General features: G+C 68.4%; 24 protein-coding genes and 1 pseudogene. 7 read left to right on the top strand and 18 right to left on the bottom strand.

All coding sequences use genetic code 11. From position 1 onward, the window contains the following. Positions 1-34 precede the first annotated feature (34 nt). The 15 genes from AB0F51_RS18140 to AB0F51_RS18070 all read right to left on the bottom strand — a co-directional run bounded on the left by AB0F51_RS18140 (position 35) and on the right by AB0F51_RS18070 (position 12,787). Positions 35-346, bottom strand: coding sequence for a gas vesicle protein K (locus AB0F51_RS18140; protein ID WP_360281181.1), 312 nt, complete (start codon positions 344-346; stop codon positions 35-37). Then, the gene (locus AB0F51_RS18135) at positions 343-537 is read right to left on the bottom strand and encodes a gas vesicle protein (RefSeq protein WP_360281179.1); all 195 of its coding nucleotides are present in this window, start codon (positions 535-537) and stop codon (positions 343-345) included. Before AB0F51_RS18135 ends, AB0F51_RS18140 begins: the two co-directional genes overlap by 4 nt. Then, on the bottom strand, positions 534-1,301 hold the full coding sequence (locus AB0F51_RS18130) for a GvpL/GvpF family gas vesicle protein (RefSeq protein WP_360281177.1): 768 nt from the start codon (positions 1,299-1,301) through the stop codon (positions 534-536). Before AB0F51_RS18130 ends, AB0F51_RS18135 begins: the two co-directional genes overlap by 4 nt. Continuing rightward, positions 1,294-1,626, bottom strand: coding sequence for a gas vesicle protein GvpJ (gene gvpJ, locus AB0F51_RS18125; RefSeq protein WP_360281175.1), 333 nt, complete (start codon positions 1,624-1,626; stop codon positions 1,294-1,296). The genes AB0F51_RS18130 and gvpJ (AB0F51_RS18125) overlap by 8 nt, the downstream gene beginning before the upstream one ends. Before the next feature lie 10 nt (positions 1,627-1,636). Then, positions 1,637-2,026, bottom strand: coding sequence for a gas vesicle protein (locus AB0F51_RS18120; RefSeq protein WP_360281173.1), 390 nt, complete (start codon positions 2,024-2,026; stop codon positions 1,637-1,639). A 6-nt stretch (positions 2,027-2,032) separates the two neighbouring features. After that, entirely contained in the window at positions 2,033-2,281 is a 249-nt protein-coding gene (locus AB0F51_RS18115) for a gas vesicle protein GvpG (RefSeq protein ID WP_360281171.1), read from the bottom strand. A 1-nt stretch (position 2,282) separates the two neighbouring features. Then, a complete protein-coding gene (locus AB0F51_RS18110; protein WP_360281169.1) occupies positions 2,283-3,038 on the bottom strand; it encodes a GvpL/GvpF family gas vesicle protein in 756 nt (251 codons plus the stop codon). 2 nt (positions 3,039-3,040) lie between these two features. After that, on the bottom strand, positions 3,041-3,511 hold the full coding sequence (gvpJ, locus tag AB0F51_RS18105) for a gas vesicle protein GvpJ (protein ID WP_360281167.1): 471 nt from the start codon (positions 3,509-3,511) through the stop codon (positions 3,041-3,043). A gap of 29 nt (positions 3,512-3,540) precedes the next feature. Then, positions 3,541-5,196 carry an SRPBCC family protein gene (locus AB0F51_RS18100; protein ID WP_360281165.1) on the bottom strand — a complete coding sequence of 552 codons (1,656 nt, stop codon included), beginning with the start codon at positions 5,194-5,196 and terminating at the stop codon, positions 3,541-3,543. A 5-nt stretch (positions 5,197-5,201) separates the two neighbouring features. Beyond that, the gene (locus tag AB0F51_RS18095) at positions 5,202-6,254 is read right to left on the bottom strand and encodes a hypothetical protein (protein WP_360281163.1); all 1,053 of its coding nucleotides are present in this window, start codon (positions 6,252-6,254) and stop codon (positions 5,202-5,204) included. 90 nt (positions 6,255-6,344) lie between these two features. Beyond that, on the bottom strand, positions 6,345-6,572 hold the full coding sequence (locus AB0F51_RS18090) for a hypothetical protein (RefSeq protein WP_360281161.1): 228 nt from the start codon (positions 6,570-6,572) through the stop codon (positions 6,345-6,347). Positions 6,573-6,900: 328 nt separating this feature from the next. Continuing rightward, complete coding sequence (locus AB0F51_RS18085; protein ID WP_360281159.1) at positions 6,901-8,412, bottom strand: serine/threonine-protein kinase; 1,512 nt, start codon at positions 8,410-8,412, stop codon at positions 6,901-6,903. A gap of 64 nt (positions 8,413-8,476) precedes the next feature. Further along, on the bottom strand, positions 8,477-9,790 hold the full coding sequence (locus AB0F51_RS18080) for a GGDEF domain-containing protein (RefSeq protein WP_360281157.1): 1,314 nt from the start codon (positions 9,788-9,790) through the stop codon (positions 8,477-8,479). Between the two features lie 147 nt (positions 9,791-9,937). Beyond that, entirely contained in the window at positions 9,938-11,179 is a 1,242-nt protein-coding gene (locus AB0F51_RS18075; protein ID WP_360281155.1) for an MFS transporter, read from the bottom strand. A 72-nt stretch (positions 11,180-11,251) separates the two neighbouring features. Next, complete coding sequence (locus tag AB0F51_RS18070; RefSeq protein ID WP_360281153.1) at positions 11,252-12,787, bottom strand: hypothetical protein; 1,536 nt, start codon at positions 12,785-12,787, stop codon at positions 11,252-11,254. A 245-nt stretch (positions 12,788-13,032) separates the two neighbouring features. On the opposite strand from AB0F51_RS18070, the gene AB0F51_RS18065 reads away from it, so the two are divergent. The 3 genes from AB0F51_RS18065 to AB0F51_RS18055 all read left to right on the top strand — a co-directional run bounded on the left by AB0F51_RS18065 (position 13,033) and on the right by AB0F51_RS18055 (position 17,407). Next, positions 13,033-15,762, top strand: a complete 2,730-nt coding sequence (locus AB0F51_RS18065; RefSeq protein ID WP_360281151.1) for a LuxR C-terminal-related transcriptional regulator — start codon at positions 13,033-13,035, stop codon at positions 15,760-15,762. Continuing rightward, a complete protein-coding gene (locus tag AB0F51_RS18060) occupies positions 15,759-16,892 on the top strand; it encodes an FAD-dependent monooxygenase (protein ID WP_360281149.1) in 1,134 nt (377 codons plus the stop codon). The genes AB0F51_RS18065 and AB0F51_RS18060 overlap by 4 nt, the downstream gene beginning before the upstream one ends. Before the next feature lie 134 nt (positions 16,893-17,026). Next, positions 17,027-17,407 carry a hypothetical protein gene (locus tag AB0F51_RS18055; RefSeq protein ID WP_360281147.1) on the top strand — a complete coding sequence of 127 codons (381 nt, stop codon included), beginning with the start codon at positions 17,027-17,029 and terminating at the stop codon, positions 17,405-17,407. A 113-nt stretch (positions 17,408-17,520) separates the two neighbouring features. Here the strand turns inward: AB0F51_RS18055 and AB0F51_RS18050 are convergent, their stop codons facing one another. Next, entirely contained in the window at positions 17,521-17,748 is a 228-nt protein-coding gene (locus AB0F51_RS18050; RefSeq protein ID WP_360281145.1) for a hypothetical protein, read from the bottom strand. 257 nt (positions 17,749-18,005) lie between these two features. Between AB0F51_RS18050 and AB0F51_RS18045 the strand changes: the two genes are divergently transcribed. Both AB0F51_RS18045 and AB0F51_RS18040 read left to right on the top strand, forming a co-directional pair. After that, entirely contained in the window at positions 18,006-19,340 is a 1,335-nt protein-coding gene (locus AB0F51_RS18045) for a hypothetical protein (protein WP_360281143.1), read from the top strand. A 54-nt stretch (positions 19,341-19,394) separates the two neighbouring features. Further along, positions 19,395-20,375: a serine hydrolase domain-containing protein gene (locus tag AB0F51_RS18040; RefSeq protein WP_360281141.1), complete on the top strand. Its 981-nt coding sequence runs from the start codon at positions 19,395-19,397 to the stop codon at positions 20,373-20,375. Positions 20,376-20,558: 183 nt separating this feature from the next. On the opposite strand, the pseudogene AB0F51_RS18035 reads toward AB0F51_RS18040, so the two are convergent. Beyond that, positions 20,559-20,831 (bottom strand): annotated as a pseudogene (locus AB0F51_RS18035) (pyridoxamine 5'-phosphate oxidase family protein); the annotation flags it as partial. A gap of 190 nt (positions 20,832-21,021) precedes the next feature. Between AB0F51_RS18035 and AB0F51_RS18030 the strand changes: the two are divergent. Together AB0F51_RS18030 and AB0F51_RS18025 are read left to right on the top strand one after the other, a co-directional pair. Next, the gene (locus AB0F51_RS18030) at positions 21,022-21,363 is read left to right on the top strand and encodes a YciI family protein (protein WP_360281139.1); all 342 of its coding nucleotides are present in this window, start codon (positions 21,022-21,024) and stop codon (positions 21,361-21,363) included. Then, the gene (locus AB0F51_RS18025) at positions 21,360-22,571 is read left to right on the top strand and encodes a DUF6596 domain-containing protein (protein ID WP_360281137.1); all 1,212 of its coding nucleotides are present in this window, start codon (positions 21,360-21,362) and stop codon (positions 22,569-22,571) included. Before AB0F51_RS18030 ends, AB0F51_RS18025 begins: the two co-directional genes overlap by 4 nt. Here AB0F51_RS18025 and AB0F51_RS18020 read toward each other — a convergent pair whose 3' ends face one another. Beyond that, positions 22,572-23,057: a DinB family protein gene (locus AB0F51_RS18020; protein ID WP_360281135.1), complete on the bottom strand. Its 486-nt coding sequence runs from the start codon at positions 23,055-23,057 to the stop codon at positions 22,572-22,574. It lies immediately after the preceding gene. Between the last annotated feature and the right edge of the window lie 9 nt (positions 23,058-23,066).

Raw genomic sequence — 23,066 nt, 5'->3', positions numbered from 1 at the left:
TCGGCGGTATTTTCAATCCATCGCAGTTCAGCAATTACCGTCCGCTGATATCGTCTCCGGGCAGTAATGAGCCGAGCGGGCCGAGATCGATATTCAGGTCCTCCGGTTGCAGACCGAACTGCTCACGCAGGGTGGTCATGGTTTCCTCGAGCCGCATCAGCCCGAGCCCGAGTTCCTCGACCTGCTGCGGGCGCAGGTCGCCTTCGTCCATCCGGCGGATCGCCTGCCGTTCCATCAGCTGGCGGACGAGCTCCACGATCGTCAGCACCAGCTTCAGCAGTTCACGCTCCACCGTGTCGGCGTTCGCCTCGATCTTCTCGGCCAGCGGCAGTACCGGTTCGGTCATAGCGGTTTCATCTCCTTGCGCACCGACTGGATCACGGCCGACAACTGGATCCGCACCAGTTCGACGTCCGCGAGCGAGATGACCACGTCACCGGTGATCACCACTCCCTTGCCCAGCAGCCGGTCCAGCAGATCGACCAGCGACGGTTCCTCGGCGATCGTGACCCGCTGCTCGATCGGCCCGGCCGTCACGGCTTGTCCAGCACGGCGAACGAGTACGGCGGCCAGGGGCCGTTCACCTCGATGTCGAACGTCGAGTACCGCTCCCGCAGCGCGTCGATCAGCTCGAAGAACTCGGTACTGCGGTCGTCGTCCACCAGGAAGGTTGCATTGAGCACCATTGGCTGACGCCGCCCACTGAGCCGTTGGTCCTGCGGTGCGAGGCGGCGCGTTGCGGCGGCTGCCGGCACGAGGTCCCAGAACAGTTGGTCCGCAAGGGCCTGCTGGTCGGCAACAGCTGCTTGCCTTCCGCGGATCTCGGCGCGGCGGCGTTCCAGGTAGGCGACGCCCGTCCCCACGCCCTCCGTCATGACCGGTGCCGTCGGCATCGCCTGGCCGCGCGCGTAGATCTTCACGCTCCACTCGCTGCGTCCGTCGATCCGGTCGAGCGCCGCGGACAGATCGTCGTACAGCTCCTCGATCCGGTCGCGGGCGGCCTCGTCCGATTGGTAGATCGTGACCAGCCGGAACGGGGCCAGCGCGGTCGTGATCGCCGCTGCTCGCCGGACCACCTCGTCGTGCCGGCGGGCGGTCCGTTCCACCCAGCCGAGATCTTCGAGGTTCTGGCGCAGCGCGGTCTCACCGAACTCGGCCAGGTCGACCGTGCTGACCACGGCCATCAGATCGCGATGCGCCAACGTCCTGACGGCCGCGTCGCCAACCCCCGCGAGACTGGACAGCACCTCGGCGTCCAGCTCCCGGCCGACCGCGTAGACATAGGTTCCCGTCTCAGCCACGGTCGCTCTCCAACTCCTCCAACCGCTGGCGGAGTTGCCGGTTCTCGTCCGCCAGTTCCTGGGCGTCACCGGACAGCATCGGGTCGCGGGTCCACCAGTCGATGCCCATCTCCATCGCCTTGTCGACCGAGACGACCAGCAGGCGGATCTTGACCGTCAGCAGCTCGATGTCCAGCAGGTTCACCCGGATGTCGCCGGCGATGATGATGCCCTTGTCGAGCACCCGCTCGAGGATGTCCGCCAGGCCTTCGGGCCGCGGAGCCGCCGAAGCGATGCCGTACCGGTCCATGGCGGGCCGGCGCGGCGAGATCGTCGGTTCTGTCATCGGGTGTCCCTCACTCCTCGGTCCGGCCACGGACATACCGCTGCAACCGCCGGTAGCCGGTCACCGCACCGTCGGGATCGACGTCGACCTCGTAGATGGCCATGATGTCGGTCGTCTCCGGAATCCGGCGCGACTCGACCACCTCCAGCTGGACCCGCCAGCCGTCGTCGGTCTTCTCGACCCCCACGATCCCTTCCGGGATCTGACCGATCAGCTCGGACAGTTCCGCGGCGGCGCCGACCGCGATCGCGCGCAGCGACTTCCGCGGCGCCGACGCCCGTGGGCGCGACGTACCGGCGGACTCGCTCTGCCCGTTGCTCGACGCACGCGCCGAGGTCTTCTTCGCGGGACTTCGCTTGGCCGGGGTACTCCGCTCGGCGGACTTCCGGGGTGTGGGCATTGACGATCAGCTCTCCCTCTGCGGTCGATCGTTGGCGACCAGCAAGCGTGCGATCAGGTCGTTCTCCAACGCATCGGCGTCCTGCGGATCGATCTCTCCGCTGTCCCTGAGTGCCCCGATCTCGTCCAGTTGCCGACGGATCCGGGCCGGATCGTAGTACTCGCGCTCGGCCTGCTTGCGGATCTGCTCTGCCACGGCGACCGTCATCCGGACGGGCGCCAGTGGCAGAGTCAGCAGGTTGGTGAACAGGCCCATCTCACTCCTCGGCCGACACGAAGTCGTACGGCGCCGTCGGGCCGACCAGCTTGAGGATCGCCCGGCCGGCGTAGGCACGTGCCAACTCCTCCATGCCCTCCTCGAACTCCGTACGCCGGCTGTCTTCGATCAGCAGCGCGACATCGAGCAAGCGATCCAGTCCGGCACTCTCCCGGACGTTGACCGCCGACGCGTACTGCTCGAGCTCCTCGAGCAGGGCCTGCCCGTCGTGCGCGCTCTTGGCCTCGACGGCTCGCGCGACCAACTCCCCCAGCCGAACGCGATCGCCGTACGACGACTCCTCCGGCTGGCCCCGCGTCGCGGCCCTGAGCCTCGCGATCTCGGGATCCTCAGCCACGACCTCGCTCAGCACCTGCTGCTCGTCGTACCGCGCTCTGACCGTGAACTGCGAATGACCGGCCAGCTCCGCCAGCATCGACTGGAAATCGTCATGACCCGGTGCGAGCAGGTTCGCCTCGACGGCTTCGCGATTCTCCAGCAGCGAGCCGAACCGGACCGGGATGACGGGCCCCAGCGCCGCGACCGTGTCCAGGACACGGCCGTGCGCCAGGAGGTCCTCCCGGCCGGCCAGCGCGCGGTCGGTGTCCAGCGGACTCGTGACCGCGGCGACCTCGCCGTACGGCACCAGCTCGATGGGCTGGCCGTCGACGCCGCGGAGATCCGCCGGTACGACGAGATCCGCGGCGACGATGCCGTACAGGTACAGGGCAAGGCCGACATCGTTCGGCGTCGTCACCGTCACTCCTCAGTCCTCCGGCGACGAGCCGCGGCCTTCTTGGCCGGCCGCCGGCGCGGGCGGGCTTCCTCCAGCTCGTCCTCGTCTTCCTGGCCTCGGCGCCCGTCCCTGTTGTCCTCGTCGTCGTCCCGACCGAGCAGGGCCTCCTTGGCACCCGAGAGCAGGCCGCGCGTCTTGCCCGACGCGCCCTTCTCGGTGAGCTCCCCGATCATCTCGGGGAGGTCCTTGCCGCCCTTCTCGTACAGGTCGAGACGGTTCGTGGCCTCGGCGAAACGCAGATAGGTGTCCACGCTTGCGATCACGATGCGGGCGTCGATCGTCAGTAGTTCGATGCCGACCAGCGACACCCGGATGTAGGCATCGATCACGAGGCCCTTGTCCAGGATGCTGTCGATGACATCCCCGAGACTGCTCGGGGCCGGCCTTTCCAGGTAGCCACCGGAGCGGCGTTGACCTGTGGTGGCGACGGTCATGGGTCTACCTTCCAGTCGGTGTCGAGGGCTCAGCTGGCTCGGCGCCGAGGCCGCTCGTCGGGTTCTTCTTCCTCGTACTCTTCGTCCTCGTAGTCGTCCTCGTACTCGTCGGCCGGCTCGTCCTCGTCGGCGACGTCCTCGTCGTCGTACTCGTCCTCGAGCTCGTCCTCGTCGGCTACGTCCTCGTCGGCCTCGTCTTCGTCTTCCTCGTCGGCCAACTCGTCGTCCTCGTCGTACTCGTCCTCGTCGGCTTCGTCTTCCTCGTCGGCGAGATCTTCGTCCTCATCGGCGAGGTCCTCGTCCTCGTCGGCCAGGTCCTCGTCCTCATCGGCGAGGTCCTCGTCCTCATCGGCCAGGTCCTCGTCCTCGTCCTCGTCGGCGAGATCTTCGTCCTCGTCGGCGACGTCCTCGTCGGCGTACTCGTCTTCGTCTTCCTCGGCGTCCTCGTCGGCGAGATCCTCGTCCTCATCGGCGAGATCCTCGTCCTCGTCCGCCAGGTCCTCGTCCTCGTCGGCGTACTCGTCCTCGTCAGCCTCGTCCTCGTCGGACTCGTCGGACTCGTCGGCTACGTCCTCGTCGTAGGCGCCCTCGTCCTCGGCCGGCTCTTCCTCGTCGGCCTCGTCCTCTTCGCCCTCGTCCTCTTCGTCGGCGTACTCGTCCTCGGGCTCACCCTCGCCGGACTCGTCCTCGTCGCCTTCGTCCTCTTCGCCTTCGTCTTCTTCGTCGTCGGCGTACTCGTCGTCGTACTCGTCCTCGCCGTACTCGTCCTCGTCGCCGTTGCCGGCCTCGGCGCCTTCCTCGTCACCGGTGCTCTGCACCTTGCCGCGATGGATCTCGCCACGCCATCCCTCGACCTTGTCCGGGTCGAGGACGACATGCGTCATCACGTGCCGCTGGAAGTGCTTCAGCTCGACCCGGGCCCGACGGCCCTGCGCGCGCCAGATGTTGCCGACGCGCTCGAACAACCCCTGCGGGTAGTACTCGAGCACGACCACCACGCGGGTCAGGTTCGGCGCGAGCTCGTGGAACGTGACGGCGCCGTCGACGTGGCCCTTCTCGCCCTTGGACCGCCAGACGATCTTGTCCTCGGGGACCTGCTCGAGGATGGTCGCCTGCCAGGTCCGGTGCGACCACAGGATCTTGGCCTTGAAGTCGAGCTTCTCGTCCGACTTCTGCTCGACCAGTTCCACCTTCTTCATGAAGCCGGAGAAGTCCTGGAACTGGGTCCATTGGTTGTAGGCGAGCTCGATCGGAACACCGACGTCGATCGACTCGATGATCGTGGTGGCCTTGGTCGGGTTCTTGCCGCCGGACCCACTGGAGTCACCGGACCCCCCGCCGCTCATCGCGTCCATGACCTTGTCCTTCACCCCGGTCAGTCCACCCTTCAACGCGCCCATCAGCGGCGATCCACCGCTCATCGCGGCCTTGCCTCCGCCGGCCAGCGCACTGCCCGCGATGCCACTGTTCGAGGCGACATCAGTCAGCCTGTCGGTCAGGTCGGAGATCTTGTCGGCGGCCATCACGGCCGTGCGTTCGGCTGCCGCCGAGAGGGCTCCTTGCAGTTCGCTCTTCAGCCGGTCGACCGGCAGTTCGTCGAGGATCGACTTGAAACCGTTCTGGTCCTCGGCGGGCGATTCGTCTGTGCTGCGCGGTTCGTCCTTGGTGCGCGATCGTTCGGCCATCTCGGTCACCCGCGCTTCCGCGCCGAGGATCCACTCGTCGACTTACTAGCGGTCTTCTTCGCCGTGGTCTTCTTCGCGGCGGTCTTCTTGGCGGCCGCCTTGCGCGGCGGCGCCGACTTCTTGGCGGCGGCGGCCTTCTTGGCCGGAGCCTTCTTCGCCGGCGCGGAGGCCTTCTTGGCCGGCGAGCTCGACGTCTTCTTGGCGGTGGCCTTGCGCGGGCTGGAGGACGCGGCGGTGGTCTTGCGCGCACCCGAGCCGGACGAGGAGGAATCCGAGCTGCTGCTGGACCTCTTCGCTGCGGTCTTCTTCGTGGCCGAGCCGCTGCTACTTCCGCTGTCGCTACCGCCACTCCGGCTGCCGGTACTACGACCGCGGCCGCTCCCGCTGTCGCTACTGCTGCTACTACTCCGGCCGCCGGAACTACGGCCGCTGCTGCTGCCGTTACCACCACTGCTGCTGCTACTCGTACCTCGGGAGCCTCGCCCGGACCGCTCGCGCGACCGGCCGCCGCTGCCACCGTCGTCATCCGACGATGCACGGCTGGACCGCCGGCCCCGGCTGGGACGCTCGTCACCCTCGGCCGAGTCGCCGCTCTCACCGCTGTCGCCGCCGTCGTCGCTTTCGTCACCGCGGCTTCTCCGGCCGCCGACGCTACTCAGCCGCGGCCGCTTGCGACGCCGCGGGCGCTCCTCGCGCTCCTCGGACTCCGACTCCTCCGAATCGTCCGATTCCGAGCCGGAGCCGGAGCCGGAGGCAAGCATCCGGTCCGTGCGGTCCTTGATCGAGTCGCTGACGCGGTTGAGCCGGTTGCTGGCCGCTGCGACCGCGGCCTCGCGGCCGGCCGCGACCAGTCGGCCACGAACCTGGTCGGACAGCTTCGACAGCTCGGGGTTCTGCTCGATGACCGTGGTCAGTTGCTGGGCGATGGCCCGCGGATCGGTAGCGATCCGCTTGCCGGCCAGCAGGCCGCCGACGGTGATCGCCAGCCTCAGCTTTTTGGTGCGGCCGAGCAGATAACCGCTCGCGACGGCAGCCGCCACCTTGGCGCTGGTATTCATGGACTCTCCCTACACAGTGGTGGTGCCAGCTCGGAGCATTTTCCAAGTGGCCTTCGGCAACAAATAGCTACGGTTCGCAGTGATCCGGGATCACTGGACCAAGGCGGCGACCCGCCGGATCATCGGGATGCTGGGGAAGGTGTCCTCGCGGATCTTCTTCACCAGTACCCGGGCGTAGATCTGGACCTCGTCGGGTTCCAGCAACTCTTCGATCTGGTTGAGCATCGTGGCGGACGGAAATTGCTCGTCGGCCACCTTCTCGAGCAACGCGTCGAGCAGTACTTCGCGAGCATCGCGTGGCCTGTTGGCGTCAGCCATGGTTCTCACCCCAGGCCCATGGCGGGCAGAAACACCGATCACCGATTCCCATTGCGGAAAACCTCCCTACGAACCTCCCCCGTTCCGAAATGCGTTATGCAGCCGGGTACCCATGGCCTTCTCGGGCAAAACGGCAATTCGGTCCGCATACTTTCCGCGAGCGGCCGGACACATTACGCACCGGTTCAAGTAAACGCTCATTTGAACGTTGCCAAAGGCATTCGAATTTCAATTGCCTGAGGCATTCAAAAACCGTCGGGCAGACGCCTTTGGCAGCGACCTTCTGCTCGACGGCTGCCTGGTCGACGGCTGCCTGGTCGATGGCTGCCTAGTCGATGGCTGCGGAGGTCGTCGGCGAGCCAGTTGCCGACGTCGTGCCGCCAGTCAACGGCGTACCTGTCACTGGGGCACCGCTCACTGGAGCACCGGTCGCTGGGGTGCCTGTCGCCGGCGTGGTTGGTCCTGCGCTTTGGGATGGGGTACTGGAGGGCGGGCGTGCCGTGGAGGACGGCGCTGATGTCGGGCCGCTCGGTGTGCTGCTGCTCTGAGTGGGGCGGCTGGAAGGCGTCGTCGGCGCGGAGCTGGGAGCTGTGGTGCTGGGCGAGGTGGGGCTGGGAGTGGTGCTAGGCGTTGTCGGTTGCGATGAGGCGCTCCGGGACGGCGGAGCCGAGGTGGTCGAGTTGCTCCGACCCGTAGTGGGCTGAGTGGGGTCGGTACTGGGTGCAGTAGTCGTCGCGCCCCGATTCGGCGTACTGGAAGTGGCGCCTGCTGGTGGATCTATCTCGGTTGTCGGCGGCAGGTTTGGCTCTCTGCCGTTGAGCAGGACTACGGCGAGCACGGCGGCTGCCGTCGCGAGAAGGGCGACCACGCCAGCAGCAAGCGCCTTGTTTCGCGCACGGTCGCCCGCTGTCCGGTCGACCGGCACAGCGGCGACAGGCTCCAGTGCACTGGTAGCCCCCTCGCCAGCCAGTACCGCTGCAGCGCCGGCCGGAGCGACTGCCGGAGCAATGCCCGGAGGTACGACCGGTACGACGCCGGGCGACTCGGCGCGTAGCGAGCCGGCCGCGATCTCGGCGGCAGACGGGCGGTCAGCCGGGTTCTTGGCGAGCATCCGGAGCAGGACACTTTCGAAGGCTCCGGCGAGTTCGGGCCGGTGCAGGCTCGGAGGTTCCGGAGCGGCGTCCACGTGCTGGTAGAGAATCGCCGCCGGGTGCTCCGCCATGAATGGCGGATGACCGGTCACCAGCTGGTAGAGCACACACCCCAGCGAGTACACGTCCGACGCCATCACGGCCGGTCCGCCGCTGGCTCGCTCGGGTGCGAGGTAGAGCGCGCTGCCGATGATCTGACCGGTCGCCGTCAGCGTGTTCGCCCCATCGGCCGGCAGATGGGCGATGCCGAAGTCCGCGACCTTGACCGTCCCGTCTGCTGCCAGCAGCAGATTGCCCGGTTTGACGTCCCGGTGAACGACATTCTCGCGGTGCGCCGCGGTCAGCCCGGCGGCGGCTTGTTCGACGATGCGGATCGCACGATCCTTCGGCAGCGGCCCGTGCTGCACGAGTTCCGTGGCTACCGTCCCGCCCTCGACCAGCTCCATCACCAGGAAGAAGCCGTCGCCGTGCGGCCCGAAGTCGTACACGGACACCACATGTGGATCGCTCAGTCTCGCGGCGGCTTGCGCTTCCCGATGGAACCGTTCGCCGGCATGCTCATCGACGGACGGCAACAGCAATTTGACCGCGACCTCCCGGCCCAACTGCTCGTCGGTGGCACGGAACACCTCCCCCATGCCGCCTCGCGCAATGGACGGACCCAGCCTGTAGCGATTCGCAACCAGCACCAGGTCTGGGTACCCGACTGCCCCGGCCCCAACCAACGACAGCGAAGTACCGGCCGGTCGAGGTTCAGAGTGCGGGGTCGCGTCCGGTCGGCGCTGTCATCACCCGGTTACGCCCGGCATCCTTGGCCTTGTACATGGCCAGGTCGGCGGACATCTGCAACTGGTCCAGCGTCGAACCAGACTCGGGGTAGGTCGCGACACCGATCGAGCAGGTGATCGTGTCGCACAGCACCGGACCGTCCGCGGTCGTGACGGTGACCGCCAAGGCCGCGACGCGGCGTCTGATCCGTTCGGCCGCCAGGACGGTGTCGGCCGCGGAGGTCTGCGGCAGCAGGACCGCGAACTCCTCCCCGCCGAGCCTTCCGACCAGGTCGTCGCCGCGGATCTCGTGGCGCAACTCGTCGGCGATCGCCTGGAGTGCCTGGTCGCCCGCGAGATGCCCGTACGTGTCGTTGACCGCCTTGAAGTGGTCGAGATCGAGGTAGAGCACGCCGAGCGGCGAGCCGGTGCGCTCGGCGGCGGCGAACTCGCGGCGGGCGATCTCGTGCCAGAACGCGCCGTTCGCCAGGCTGGTCTTGGGATCCGTCCGCGACTCGGTCTGGAACTGGTCGACCAGCAGGGCCCGATGCAGACCGAGGATCGTCAGCAGCAGCACCGCAACTGCCCAGGGCTGGCTGAGCAACAGGGCAGCGGTGGCGACGCCCAGTCCGAGCGAGCCGGCGACGATCAGCTGGTCCGACAGCCGCCCGAGGGCGTTGCGGCCCGGAGACTCGGGGCTCGACAGCACGATCGCGCCCGCGACGAGGGCGTAGTTGACGAACCAGTACGCCAGCCCGGCCGCGACAATCGCCACCAGCCCCAGTGGACCCGCCGGATAACCGGGATAGACACCGGGCCGGATCGCGGCCAGCGCGACAACTCCCGCAGCCCCGGCCAGCACGAGTGTCGACGCCGTGAAGATCGACCGGTACGGCGGGACGCGCCGCACCCGGAGCCAGGAGTGGACGTAGGTGGTGACGATCAGCAGCACCGCCAGGGGTGGCGGAAGAATGAGAACGGCCGCGAAGGTCCACATCCCCTTGAGATTGACGTACGGAATACCGTCGGAGCCGACCTTGCGCAGCCGCTCGATGTCGCGGGCGGCCTCGAGATGGATCGCCGACCCGGCGGCCAGCACCAGCAGCCTGATCCAGTCGTCCGACCTGACTGCCATCAGGTTGAACGTGGTCGCGACCACGGCCACGGTGAGGACGTCAATGGTCAGGACATAGCCGAGCACGCTCTTCGGCAGGGTCCACAAAGTCCACCGGGCAGGTCTCCACGCCGCGTCGTCACGCCGTCGCAGGCGACGTTGCGTCAGCCGATGCCTGATACTCATGCTAAGACCCCCGCCTCACAGTCGGTCTCTGTCACAGAGTAGCCGTTCGGTTCACGCAATGTCATTGCCTCGCTGCGCTGAGGTCGACCGGGCGCAAGATCCGCGAGAGGAGGCCACTGCCATGGCCAACAACGACTGGTAAGTCGCTCAGGCGTGTCGTCGAGTGGCCCCGGCGTACCCGGAGGCCGCACCTGTCGCGACGACGACGCCCAGGATGCCCGCCGCCGACACCACCAGGGCCGGCGACCAACGGTCCGCCGCCGCCCCGGCGGCCAGCACCCCGATCCCCTGAGAAACGATCAGCGCAGTGCGGGCCAGGCCGAACGCCTGACCGCGCTGCGCGTCAGGAACGCTCATCACGAACGCGGCACTCGCCGCCAGCTGGTACGACGCGCAGAGTCCGGACAGCATCCACAACGCGACCGTCACCCAGAGTCCGGGCTGGACGGCGCAGCCGATCAACGGCGCGCACGACCCGATCGCCAGCGGGCCCATCAGCATGAGCCGCCGGGCCGGTGCGACCCGGGTGAGGAGCAGCATCCCGACCATCTGACCGGCCGGATTGGCCGCGAGCAGGATCCCGACCGCAGCCGGTCCGCCACCGACGGAGGCGGCGTACGGGGCGGCCAGTCCCTCGATGCTCACGTAGAAGCCCGCGACGCAGGCCAGCGCGATCAGGTACCGCAGTTGCCGGTCGCTCCAGACCAGCCGGGCGCCCGCGGACAGCGAGTCCCACCAACCGGGCCGGGCATCGATCGTCTCGGGCAGCGGCCGCTCGCGTACGCCGTACCTCAGGAAGAAGGCGGACAACGCGAAGGTGGCCGCGTCGGCCAGCAAGGCGTTGCTAGCACCAAAGGCCGCCACCAAGGTGCCGCCGGTCACGAACCCGGCCAGTTGCGCGGCCTGCGCGGTGATGTTCGACACCGAACTGGCCAGCACATACCTGTCGCCGGTCAGGATCGAAGGCAGCAAGGCCGCCCGGGCAGCCTGGAAGGGCGAGGCGAGCAACTGCACCGCGATGAGCAGCACGCACAGGATCCACAACGGAGCCCCTGGGATCGCCATCAACGCGACCAGTACTGCGCGGCCGACATCGCAGCTGACCATGATCCGCCGGCGCGGGAATCGGTCGGCCAGCCCGGACAGCAGCGGCCCACCGACGACATCGGGCAGGAATGTCAGCGCATAGGTCAGGGCGGACAGGCCCGCGGAACCGGTGCGATCGAAGACCAGCACGGCAAGGGCGACCCTGGCCAACTGGTCCCCGATCACCGACGAGAGCTGCGCCGACCAGAGCCAGCGGAACTCGGGGACAGCGAAGACCTCGCCATAGGTGGCCGACCGATCAGCAGGATCGGTCGGCACAGGGTCAGCGGGGCGGCGGGCCATCCCCTCAAGCTACCCAGGCTCCGGGCCCGGCCGCCTACCGGCCCGGTGCGCCGTTATCGCTTCGAAGCTGGATCACTCGCGAGCCAGCAGAAGTACAGCCGGGCCGTCCGCGAAAGGTGCCGTGAACGACGTCAGGCCGGCCGTCGTCACCTCGACCGGATCGGCGATCCTCGCCTCCCGGCGAGTCACGTCGAACCACTCCGCGGCGTACCGGCCCGGCTCCAGCGTGACCGTGAACGGCGACCCGTCGCCAGTCGGCTCCAGCACCAGTACTTCGCGGTCCGGCGCGGCCAGCGTGTAGCCCGTGGACGCGAGGTCGGGTCGCGGCTCCAGGTCGATCAGCGCGACCCTCTCGGCGTACCGGCGGGTGTCGCCCATCGCGTAGCGGCCGGCCTCGTAGACCTCGAACGGCGGTACGCCGGCCTCGGGGTTCGCGATGCCGGTCGGCTCGAACCCGGCGATCAGACCGAAGTCCATCAGGATCGGATGGTGCCCGCGGAGGAACGACTTCCAGGCCCAGAGCGCGTCGCCCTGGCCGGGTGCGTAGTGGTCGGTGTCGCTGATGATCACCTTGCGGCCGTCGGCCGGCGGCGGGTCGGCGTACCAGTGCGAGGGCTCGGCGCCCGGTGCCATCGGGTGGCCGCCGTTCGCGAAGCGCTCGTCGTCGAAGCCGGGGCTGATCCAGTCGGCGCGGCTGTGCAGGAGTGGCTCGTTGACCCGCGTCTGGTCGCGGACCGGGAACTGCATCGTCATCCCGATCGGGTGCGGGTCGTAACCACGCTCGGCCTCGTACTGCTTCACCAGGTCGATGACCCAGTACTGCCACTGGGTCGAGTCGCCGTGCACGGGCGCCTTGTCCATGCCGAGGAAGCCGGCGAACTCGTCGGTGAGCTGGCCGTCACCGGTCGACTCGTTCGAGACCTCCCACAAGACGTTGGGCAGGTCGTGCAGCGTGTCGATGACCTTCTCGACGAAGGCCCGCTGGATCGCCTCGACCTGCGGGGTGAGCGGCAGGACCTGGAGGTCGTCGATGGACTTGGCGTCGATGCCGTTGACGTTGTTCCGGGCGTGGAACGGGTGACCTTCGATGTGGTCGGGCGGCGGGCTCAGGTGCAGCGCCCAGCCGTCGAAGAACAGCACGTCGACGTAGATGCCGGCCGCGCACGCCTGTTCGACGCGCTCGCGCAGGCGGGTGAAGAACTCGTCGTCGAACCGCTCCAGATCGAACTTCGGCTTACCGTCCTTGGCCTCGCCCGGGCCGGTCCGCGCCCAGGGCTGCGGCGACATGTCGAGGTGGTAGTTGCCACCGGCCGCCTGCGACCGGAACTGCTCCCACCGCCACAGCCGGATGAAGTTGTGGCCACGCTCGGTGAGAAACCGCAGGTACCCCTCGAAGTCGGACGGCTCGGCCTCGGCCGGCGCCTCGGCACCGGGACCCATGCCGTCCTGCAGGTTGTTCCAGATGTGCGAGCCGGTCAGATAGACCGCTCGCCCGGCCGGGTCGTCGCGATGGGTGAAGTAGCGCGGGTTGCGCGCCGACACGACCAACGGGCCGGCGTTCGGGACTTGGCTCAGGGGCTGGGAAGGCGGCTGGGTCTGGGTTGTCATCTCGGTCTCCTCAGGGGATGTGTCCCTCAGCCTCGCCGCGCGCCGACCGCAAAACATCAGCCAACCGGCCGATCCCGCGAGCCGCGCGGCCGACTCCGCGCCATGCGCGGCCGATCCCGTGTGCCGCGTGGCCGAGGGCCCGGGTGGGTGGCCGGCGGCGCGGGCCGGGTAGGCGGCGGCGCGGGCCGGGTAGGCGGCGGCGCGGGCCGGGTGGGCGGTCCTGGGCGCTGGCACACTGGGGGCTTATGCGCCGCAGGCCCGAAACTCCCGTGCCGTCGCTGCCGATCCAGCTGACCTCGTTCATCGGCCGCTCCGCCGACGTCGCCGCCGTCACGTCGCTGCTCGACGAAGCGCGGCTGGTCACGCTGACGGGCCCGGGCGGCGCGGGCAAGACCCGGCTGGCCGACCAGGTCGCCCGCGCCCGGGCCGACACGTTCCCGGACGGGGTCTGGTGGGTCGAACTGTCCGAGATCACCAACGAGGCAGACGTAGTAGAAGCACTCGCAACCACCCTTGGGATCGCACTCGCCCCAGCCCCCGACGCCCTCCGCTCGCTGACCACCCAACTCGCCGGACTCCAGGCTCTCGTCTGCCTGGACAACGCCGAGCATCTGGTCGACTCGGTAGCCACTCTCACCGACGCCGTACTACGAACCGGCCTCACGCCGAAGCTACTCGTCACGAGCCGCGAGCCCCTCGGCGTTCCCGGCGAGATCGTGTGGCGGGTGCCGCCCCTCGACGACGAGGACGCCGTGCGACTGTTCGTCGAGCGGGCCCGAGCCATCCGGCCGTCGTTCGCGCTGGATCCACCGAGCGAAGCCGCGGTCCGATCGATCGCGGTCCACCTCGACGGCATCCCGCTCGCTCTCGAACTGGCGGCCGGCTGGCTGAGCACCCTGAGTCCCCAGCAGATCCTGGCCGGTCTCGACGATCGATTCCGCCTGCTCGTCCGTGGCCCGCGTGGCGCGCAACGGCGACAGCAGACGCTGGCCGGGTCGATCGGCTGGAGCCATGCGCTGCTCGATCCGATCGATCGCGCGGTGTTCCGGCGGCTGGCGGTGTTCGGCGGAACGTTCGGGCTGGACGCGGCTCTCACGATGGGGGCCGGCGATCCGGTGCCGGCCGGCGAAGTACTGGCGGCGCTCGGGCGGCTCGTCGACAAGTCGCTCGTGATGGCCGACGCGCACGGCGGCACCACGCGGTACAGGTTGCTCGAAACCATCCGCGGGTACGCCGCCGCGCGGCTGACCGAGGCGCAGGAGTCGGTGGCGATCCGGGATCGGCATCTGGCGTGGTGCCTGGCCTTCGCCGAGAACGCGGAGGCCGAACTGGAACGCGACCTCGACACCTGGCGAGCGCTGATCGAGCCCGAGCACGCGAATCTCCGGGCAGCACTCGAGTGGGGTCTGCAGGCCTCCGATCCGGAGCCCGGTCGGCGGCTGGCTGCATCGCTGGCCTGGACCTGGCACCTGGATCGTCGTGGCCGGGAGGGACTCGCGGCACTCCGGGCGGCCGTGGCCCGCGCACCCGACGATCGGTCGGTGACGCAGGCGCGCTTGCTGACGGGCATCGCGTTGGTGACCGACAGCGCCGATCCCCTGGATCGCGAGTACGACGCCGCGGATCGGGCGCTGGCCCTGGCGACGGAGCTGGACGACGAGGGGTTGCGCGCCTTGTGTCTGGCGCTCAAGGCGGTCGGCGCGTTCTACACCGACTTCGACGAGGCCTGGACACTGTGCGATGCCGCGATCGTGGCGGCCGAGGCGTCGGATCACGGCTTCGCCCGCGCGGGGGCCCGAGCACTGCAGGCGATCATCCTGCAACTGCGGGACCAGCACGAGGCCGCGGCCAAGGCGGCCGAGGAGGCCTTACCGGTCCTGCTTCGACGCCACCGCGGCGTGGCGGCGACCTTGCTCGCCTTCCGGGCCGAAGGTCTGCTCGCTGTCGGCGACGTGCCGGGTGCGCGAGCAACAGCCCAGGAGGCGACCCGGATCGCCGCGCCCCTGGGCGACTACCTCCGCGTCGGTGCCGCGCGCTCCACCACAGCCTTGATCCAAGGTCTGACCGGCGACCTCGACGGAGCAATCGCGCTGCTCGAGCCAGACCTCCAGCTGATCGACGACACGGCCGAAGCTCCCTGGGCGCCCGGCCTCGCCAGAACCATGGGCATCCTTTGCCTCCACCGAGGTGACGCGGCCGCCGCGGTCACCTGGTTCGCGCGCGAGGCCCACTCCACCGACCGCACGACCCGAACCTGGCTCGCCGCCCGTTCCCTCCCCGGTCTGGCCAGTGCCCTGATCGCCAGCGGAACCCCCACCGAAGCCGCCGCGATCCTCGATGCCGCCCGAACCACTGCCCACCACTTCGCCATGCCGTCCCCCACAGCAGAAACCCTCGACGCCCAGGCTGCCTTGGCGGGAGACGCCGGGAAAGCGCTCGAGCTGTATCAGCGGGCGCTGGCCGAGCGGGCGGAGTACGGGTTGTGGGGGTCAGTTCCCGGGTCGTTGGAGTGGGTTGCGGTGACGGGGGCGCGGATCCGGCCGTCGGTTGAGCAGGTGCGGCTGCTTGGAGCCGCTGATGCAGCGAGGTTGTCGCTGGAGCTGCCGCGGGGAGCGCAGCACAACGCAGCGATCGAGGTCCGCGAGGTGCTGGAGGCCGGCCTGGGTGCGGATGAGTTTGCCGACGCGTGGGTCGAGGGGCAGCGGATGACGCTCGGCGAGGCGGTGGCGCTGGCGAGGCGGAGTCGCGGACAGCGGGTTCGCCCGTCGACCGGCTGGGCGAGCCTCACGCCGACCGAACACCAGGTCGCCGTTCTCGTCGCCGAGGGGCTGACGAACCCGCAGATCGGCGCCCGCCTGTTCATGAGCCTCGGCACGGTGAAGACCCATCTCGCGCACATCTTCACGAAGCTCTCGATCAGCAACCGCACCGAACTCGCCACCCTGGCCGCAAACTCACCGACCAAGCCGGCATGAGTCCTGCCGACCGGAACGCCGTCATCGTCGGAGCGGGGATCGGTGGGCTGGCTGCCGCGATCGCGATGCGCCGGCGTGGCTGGGAAGTCTCCGTCCTCGAGCGCGCGGACGCCGTGCGGGAGGTGGGCGCGGGCATCTCGCTGTGGCCGAACGCGATCCGCGCACTCGACCATCTCGGCGTCGGCGACCAGGTTCGCGAGTTCAGCACGGTCGACGGGGCGGGTGGCTTTCGCGATCATCGCGGACGCTGGCTGTTCCGCTCAGACCTGCGCACCCGGTACGGCGAGACGCTGATGCTCCGCCGCCCGGTCCTGCTCGACATCCTGCGCTCCGCGCTGCCCGCCGAGGCGATCACTCTCAACGCGACCGTGAGTGGCGTCGAACGCGCTGGCGACCAGGTGACGATCGCGTACGACGGCGTACGGCGGCCCGTCGAACTGCTGGTGGGGGCCGACGGACTGCGTAGTACCGTCCGGGCGTCTTTGTGGCCGGAGGCGAGACCACCTGTGTACGCCGGCTACACCACGTGGCGACTCATCGCGCCACCGCTCGACCTCGACTCCGACGTCAGTGAAAGCTGGGGCCGCGGCGAACGCGTCGGCCTGTTCCGCCTCGCCGACGGCGCCGTCTACGCCTATTTCATTGCCAACAGTCCCGAGAACACCCAGTACGACGACCGCGCCGAACTCCAGCGTCGCTTCGGCCGTTGGCACGACCCGATCCCCCAGTTGCTCGACAGCCTCGACGGCACCGAGATCCTGCGCCACGACATCTACCGGCTCCCCGCGTTGCGCAGCTACGTCAACGGCCGGGCAGTCCTGATCGGAGACGCCGCCCACGCCATGACCCCCGACCTCGGCCAAGGCGGCGCCACCGCCCTGGAAGACGCCGTCGAACTGGCCGACGCCCTCCGCGGAGACATCACCGAAGGCCTCGGAACCTACGACCGCCGCCGGCGCCCCCGAACCCAAACCATCGCCCGCCAATCAGCCACCTTCGGCACCTACGCCCAAGCCTCCGGCCGCCTGACAGCCCCCCTCCGCAACCTCACCACCCGCCTGCTCCCCCAACCCCTCTTCCTCCAAGCAACCGCCCCACTCCTGACCTGGCAACCCACCTCACCCAACTAGATGCCTAGAGCAACATTTCGCCGATTCTCGTTGTTTTACGACACTTTCGAGCCTCATGGAAACCCTGTACAGCCCGCCAGGACGCTGATTGAGTCGAGGTGCCGAGCAACTCGATCTTTCGAAGGAGAAACTGCATGGCACGCGTCCGAACGGCGCTCATCACCCTGGCGCTCGCACTGACAGCTCCAGTTCTCACCGCTCTGCCGTCCTCTGCGGCACCGGCTTCCGAAGCCGGCCCGGCGACAGTCCTGAACGACTGGGTCTACGTCGGGCAGCACGCGCAACCCAGCCTCGCCATCCGGTCGAGTCCTGGCACGCAGGGTGGCGCACCTGGCACGATCGTCGGCTCTGTGATGCCCGGCGGTCCGCTCTGGGCAAACTGCTGGCGGGAGGGGGCAACGATCACGCAGTGGAACAGAAGCAGCAATCGCTGGGTGTACGTCGAGTACAACGGCGTCTGGCGCTGGGCCTGGGCGGGCGGACTCTTCATGCCCAACTACATCCCACACTGCTGAACCAGCCGACCTGGGCGGAGGCAGGCGCAGGTTGGGCTGGAACACCGAGTCAGCCCAAGCAGGCGGCTGTGGCACGCGCCGGTTTTGTCGGCGCGTGCGGTCTGATCAGCGGGTCAGAGTGTGTGTAGCTTGTCGAACGGTGACAGGACGCGCAGCAGCTTGCCGCCGCCCAGGTCGACCACCACGGCATGCGGGCCCTCGACGGCGTGGATGCGGCCCATGCCCTCTTTGTCGTGGGACACGCGGTCGCCCTCCTCGAACGTCTTGATCGGGTTGGGCACCCGGGGCTTGAAGGGACTCGTGGACAGGTGACGACGCGTCGTCGCGCGGGAAGGCTCCATCACCCCCAAGTATGCGCCCAACTCCGCCCCAGCGCACCCCACCCCCTGACGAACCCCCAACTTCAGGCGCGACCGCACCGCCCCCGTCCGCTCAGCGGATACCCACCGGTACGCCGCCGGCGCCCCGGCCGGCAATTGTGAAGGTTGTGTTGCAAGGGGTGGGTGGGCATCAACTTCTGGGCCGGGGCCGGTCGTCTCAGAAGGCATCACCGGGTTGATGGGGGCTCGGGGAATCTGGAAATTCTGGGGGAATTTTCATGGGTTTGCTGCGGGTGTCCACAGGTGTGCCCGGTGGGGTGGAACTGCTGCCGGAGGTGGTGTTGCCGGAGGTTCTGCCTCGGTGGCGGCGGGTGTTGAAGCATCCGCGGTTCATGCAGAGCAATCGGCTGGTGTTGCTGGTATTGCTGGTCAATCTGGCGGTGTTCGGATGGGGACTGCAACGTCATTGGTGGAGCGAAGTCGCGACGGTCGCGCTAGTGGCTCAGGGCAACTTCGCGCTGGGGGTGCTGGTTCGCCAGCAGTTCTTCGTGAATGTGCTTTCCCGGTTGGTGATGAAGGTGCCCAAGTCCTTGCCGCTGCGGTTGCGGTGGGCGCTGGCGAAGGGCTATCACCTCGGCGGACTCCACGTTGGCGGCGCGGTGTGCGGGACCCTCTGGTTCCTGGGCCTGACCGTCGTCGCCACCGGACAGGTGAGCCGAGGGCTACTACTCGTGTACTACGTCCAAGCGCTCCTCCTGCTCGCGATCGTCATGACAGCTCGGCCGAGGCTGCGAGCGAAGCGGCATGACCTGTTCGAGCGGGTTCACCGTTTCGGCGGGTGGGGGCTGTCGACGCTGTTCTGGATCGGCGCAGTGCTGCTGGTCGACGAACGACGCGGCGCCGATTCGTTGCCGGCAGCACTCGCCGGTACGCCGACCGTCTGGGTACTCGTCCTGACAACGGTGAGCTCCTTGGTGCCATGGATGTTGTTGCGACGAATCCCCATCGAGGTCAGCAGGCCTTCATCGCATGTCGCGCTGGTCCGGGCCGGTCGCGGTACCCCGATGGCCGGGTCGACGCGGTCCATCGCGCGGCACCCATTGCGCCAGTGGCACAGCTTCGCGGTGATCCCGACGCCCGGCGTACCAGGGTTCCGGATGGCCGTGTCGCGGGCGGGCGACTGGACCGGGGAGTTCATCGACGATCCGCCGACCCACATCTGGGTGCGGGGTATCGCGACCGCCGGCATGGCGAACTACGGCACGGTGTTTCGCCGGGTGGTCTACGTGGTCACCGGAAGCGGGATCGGCCCGGTGCTCGCCCACGTGCTGGCGGGCCGGGTGCCGCACAAGTTGGTCTGGGTGACGCGCGACCCGGTGAAAACCTACGGGCAGGAACTCGTCGACGAGATCCTCACCGCGCAACCCGACTCCCTGATCTGGGACACGGATGCCCACGGCAAGCCCGACATGGTGAAGCTGGCCTATTCGGCGTACGAGTCCTCCGGGGCGGAAGCCGTGATCTGCGTATCGAACAAGAAGGTGACCTGGTCGGTGGTGCACGGCCTGGAACGCCTCGGCATCCCAGCCCTCGGCCCGATCTGGGACTCCTGATGGCCGGCCCGTAAATGGGTTCGGGCTTGGCCTCGCAGACGTTACCCTGCGGAAATGGCACAGGGGGAGATTGACAAGGTTGCTGAGGAGACCGGGTTCTCCGGCGTGGTCTGGGTCGATCATGCCGGCGAGCTCGAGTTCGCGAAGGCCTACGGGGCGGCCAACCGCACGTACGGCGTGCCCAACACCGTGGACACCAGGTTCGGCATCGCCAGCGGCAGCAAGGGGTTCACCGCGTTGTCCGTGATCTCGCTGGTGCAGGACGGCGTACTGGAGTTGAGCACCACCGCGCGATCCCTGCTCGGCAAGGACCTCCCGCTGATCGCGGACGACGTGACGGTCGAACATCTCCTCACCCACACGTCCGGCATCGGTGACTACCTGGACGAGGACGCCGACACCGAGATCACCGACTACTTCGTCGGCGCTGCCCACGAGCTCACCACTACCGAGGCTTTTCTGCCGCTGCTGGACGGGCATCCGACGAAGTTCCCGGCCGGTGAGCGTTTCGCCTACTGCAACGGCGGGTTCGTGGTTCTCGCCTTGCTGGCGGAGCGGGCCAGCGGCGTCGGCTACCACGACCTGGTCCGCGAACGGGTGCTCCGCCCGGCCGGTATGACCAGAACCGACTTCTACCGCTCCGACGAGCTACCCGCCGACGTGGCCGTGGGCTACCTGCCGTTGGACGGAGTGGACCGCTCGAACGTATTCCATCTACCGGTACTGGCCACCGGCGACGGCGGCATCCACACGACCGCCGCTGACATCTCCACCTTCTGGCGCGCGCTGTTCGCCGGCGACATCGTGGACTCTGTCGAAGAGGTACTCCGGCCGCGCCGCGACGTACCCGAGGAATCCATGCGCTACGGCCTCGGCTTCTGGCTGCACGAGACCTCAGACACCGCGATCCTGATCGGGTACGACGCCGGCGCGTCGTTCAAGTCCACCCACGACCCCCACACCGGCACCACCCGCACCGTCCTCTCCAACACTTCCCCCGGCGCCTGGCCCATCGCTCGGGCCCTCACCGCTTGAGGACAACCAGGCGCCGTCGCGCATCACGGTCCGGTCGGCAAACTCGTGAAAGCCGTTCCAGCACTGCGCCCGCCGCGGCGTGAAGCGGATATACACCAGCCCAGGCATCACCCTCGGGTCATGCGAGACCCGAGCGAAGGCTTCGGCAAGAGCGGAATCGATGTCGGCGACCGCCACGAAGGCGGCCGTCCCGTCGATCATCGTCACGTCCGCGTGGTTGCCGATCGCGACCCGGGCCCTCCGGTTGGACCGGAGGTTCGCCGCGGTGGGGCTCTCCTCGAAGGTGGCCATGGTGAGGTGCTCGCCGTCCCACACGTAGTTGACCGGGATCAAATGCGGCCCGGCCGCACTACCGGTCGCCAGCCACAACTCGTGCTGGTTCTGCAGCTGAGCCAGGGCATGCTCCCGGCGCTGCGTCGTGGTGCGGGGCGCGGCCGGCACGGTCTGCTGAGCCATCGGTGAGTCCCTTCGGAAGAAGTCGTCTGACACACCTCTGACGAATGGGAAGTGGCCCAGCACGACACCGACCAGACGACCTCGTCCCGCTGAACGCGCGCTGGTTGTCGTATGCGCTGCAGTGCCGATCGTCTCTTTGGTGAGAGACCGCCGGCCGATCCGGCACACTGACATCCAGGAGGTCATGGTCATGAAGTACGTGCTGATGTTCGTCGAGACCGAGCAGTTCGCCAAGGAGTTCGCGGCGATGAGTGACGCTGAGCGCGAGCAGGCCTATCAGCGGGTCTATCAGTGGTTCGACGACCACGCCGACAAGATCCGGGGTGGCCACAAGCTCCAGGAACCGCACACTGCCACCACCCTGCGCCTCGACGGGCCGACGCCGGTCACCACCGACGGGCCGTTCATCGAAGGCAAAGAGGTGATCAGCGGCTACACCGAGATCGAAGTCGCCGACCTCGACGAGGCGCTGCGCATCACCAAGAGCTGGCCGGGCTGCCCGGTCGTGGAGATCCGTCCTGTGCAGTCATGACCGCGACTCCGGCCGCCGACGAGCTGGCTCGGGTGGTCCGGGACCACGCGGGCCGGCTCGCGGCGTCGCTGGTGTCGCTGCTCGGTGATTTCTCCACGGCCGAAGATCTCGTCCAGGACGCCGTCGAGATCGCCCTGCGACGCTGGCCTGTCGAAGGCATTCCCGACCGGCCCGACGCCTGGCTGTTCACCGTCGCCCGGCGGCGCGGCCTCGACGTACTGCGTCGCCAGCAGAACTACCGCTCCAAGCTCGCTCTGCTGCAGTGGCCGGTTCAGCCGGCACCTGATGACCGGCTGCGCCTGATCTTCACCTGCTGCCACCCGGCGTTGGCCCGGGAGGCGCAAGTCGCACTGACCCTCCGGGTCGTCTGCGGCCTCACCACCGCCCAGATCGCCGCCGCGTTCCTCGTCCCCGAAACCACCCTCGCCCAGCGCATCACCCGTGCCAAACGCAAGATCGCCCAGGCCGGTATCCCCTACCAGGTCCCCCGCGACGACGAACTCCCCGACCGCCTGGCCGAGGTGCTGACCGTCATCTACCTGCTCTTCAACGAGGGCTACCTGTCGAGCAGCGGCGACCGGGCCCATTCACGTGACCTGGTGGACGACGCCGAATGGCTGACCGCGCTTCTGGCCGGCCTCCTCCCCGAGGAACCCGAAGTCACCGGACTCCTGGTGCTGATCCGGCTCCATCGCGCCCGCACCGCCGCGAGATTCGACTCCGACGGCCGCCTGGTCCTCCTACAGGACCAAGATCGCAGTACCTGGGACCACGTCGCGATTGCCGCCGCGACCGAGCTGCTCACCCGTACTGCGCGCCGCCACCGCTCCCCCGGCCCGTACCAACTGCAGGCCGCCATCGCCGCCTGCCACAGCGAAGCGGCCAATTGGGACGACACTGACTGGGAACAGATCCTCGTCCTCTACGACCTGCTGCTCCGACTGCAACCCAACCCCGTCACGCGTCTGCACCGCACTGTGGCCGTCCGGTACGCCGTCAGCGCCGATGCGGCTCTCGCCGAACTCCACGACTTGCACCACGAACTCGACAGCTACCCGCTCTACCACGCAACCCAGGCGGAACTACTCCGAGCGGTCGGCGACCCCGAAAGCGCCATCAAGGCCGACCGGCGTGCTCTCGACCTCACCGCCAACCCCGCGCAAGCCGAAGTACTGAAAGAGCGACTGGCCCGGGCCGAACTGATCTGACTAGCGGCCCGTGGCGCCGTCGATCTGTTCGCGGAGGATGTCGGCGTGGCCGGCGTGGCGGCCGGTTTCCTCGATCAGGTGGACCAGCAGCCAGCGCATCGAGGACGGCTGCTTTCCTGGCGGCGTCGGTGCCGGGAGCGTCAGGTCGGTGTAGGACTCGATGACCTTGTTCGCGCGGCGGACAGTTTCGCGGTAGGCAGCGACCAGGTCCTCGACGGTTTCCTCCGGGCCGGGGCGCATGGTGGCCGCCCAGTTCTTGACCGGCTCCCCCAGGAAGTAGAAGCCCTCCACGCACGTCAGGTGTTTGATCAGGCCCAGAACACTGGTCCCCGACGGCACCCCCGCAGTACGGACCTGTGGCTCGGGTGCGCCTTCTGCCTTGGCGGCGATCGAGTCCCGCAAGTAGTCGAGAAACCCCACCAGCGTGGCCCTCTCGTCCGCGCCAGTCTGCGGAGGCTTGACGTCCTTCTTGGCTCTCGATGTCATGCCGACCAC

The sequence above is a fragment of the Kribbella sp. NPDC023855 genome, from assembly GCF_040639475.1.
Classification (GTDB): Bacteria; Actinomycetota; Actinomycetes; order Propionibacteriales; family Kribbellaceae; genus Kribbella.
This window is presented reverse-complemented; position numbering and strand designations above follow the sequence as displayed.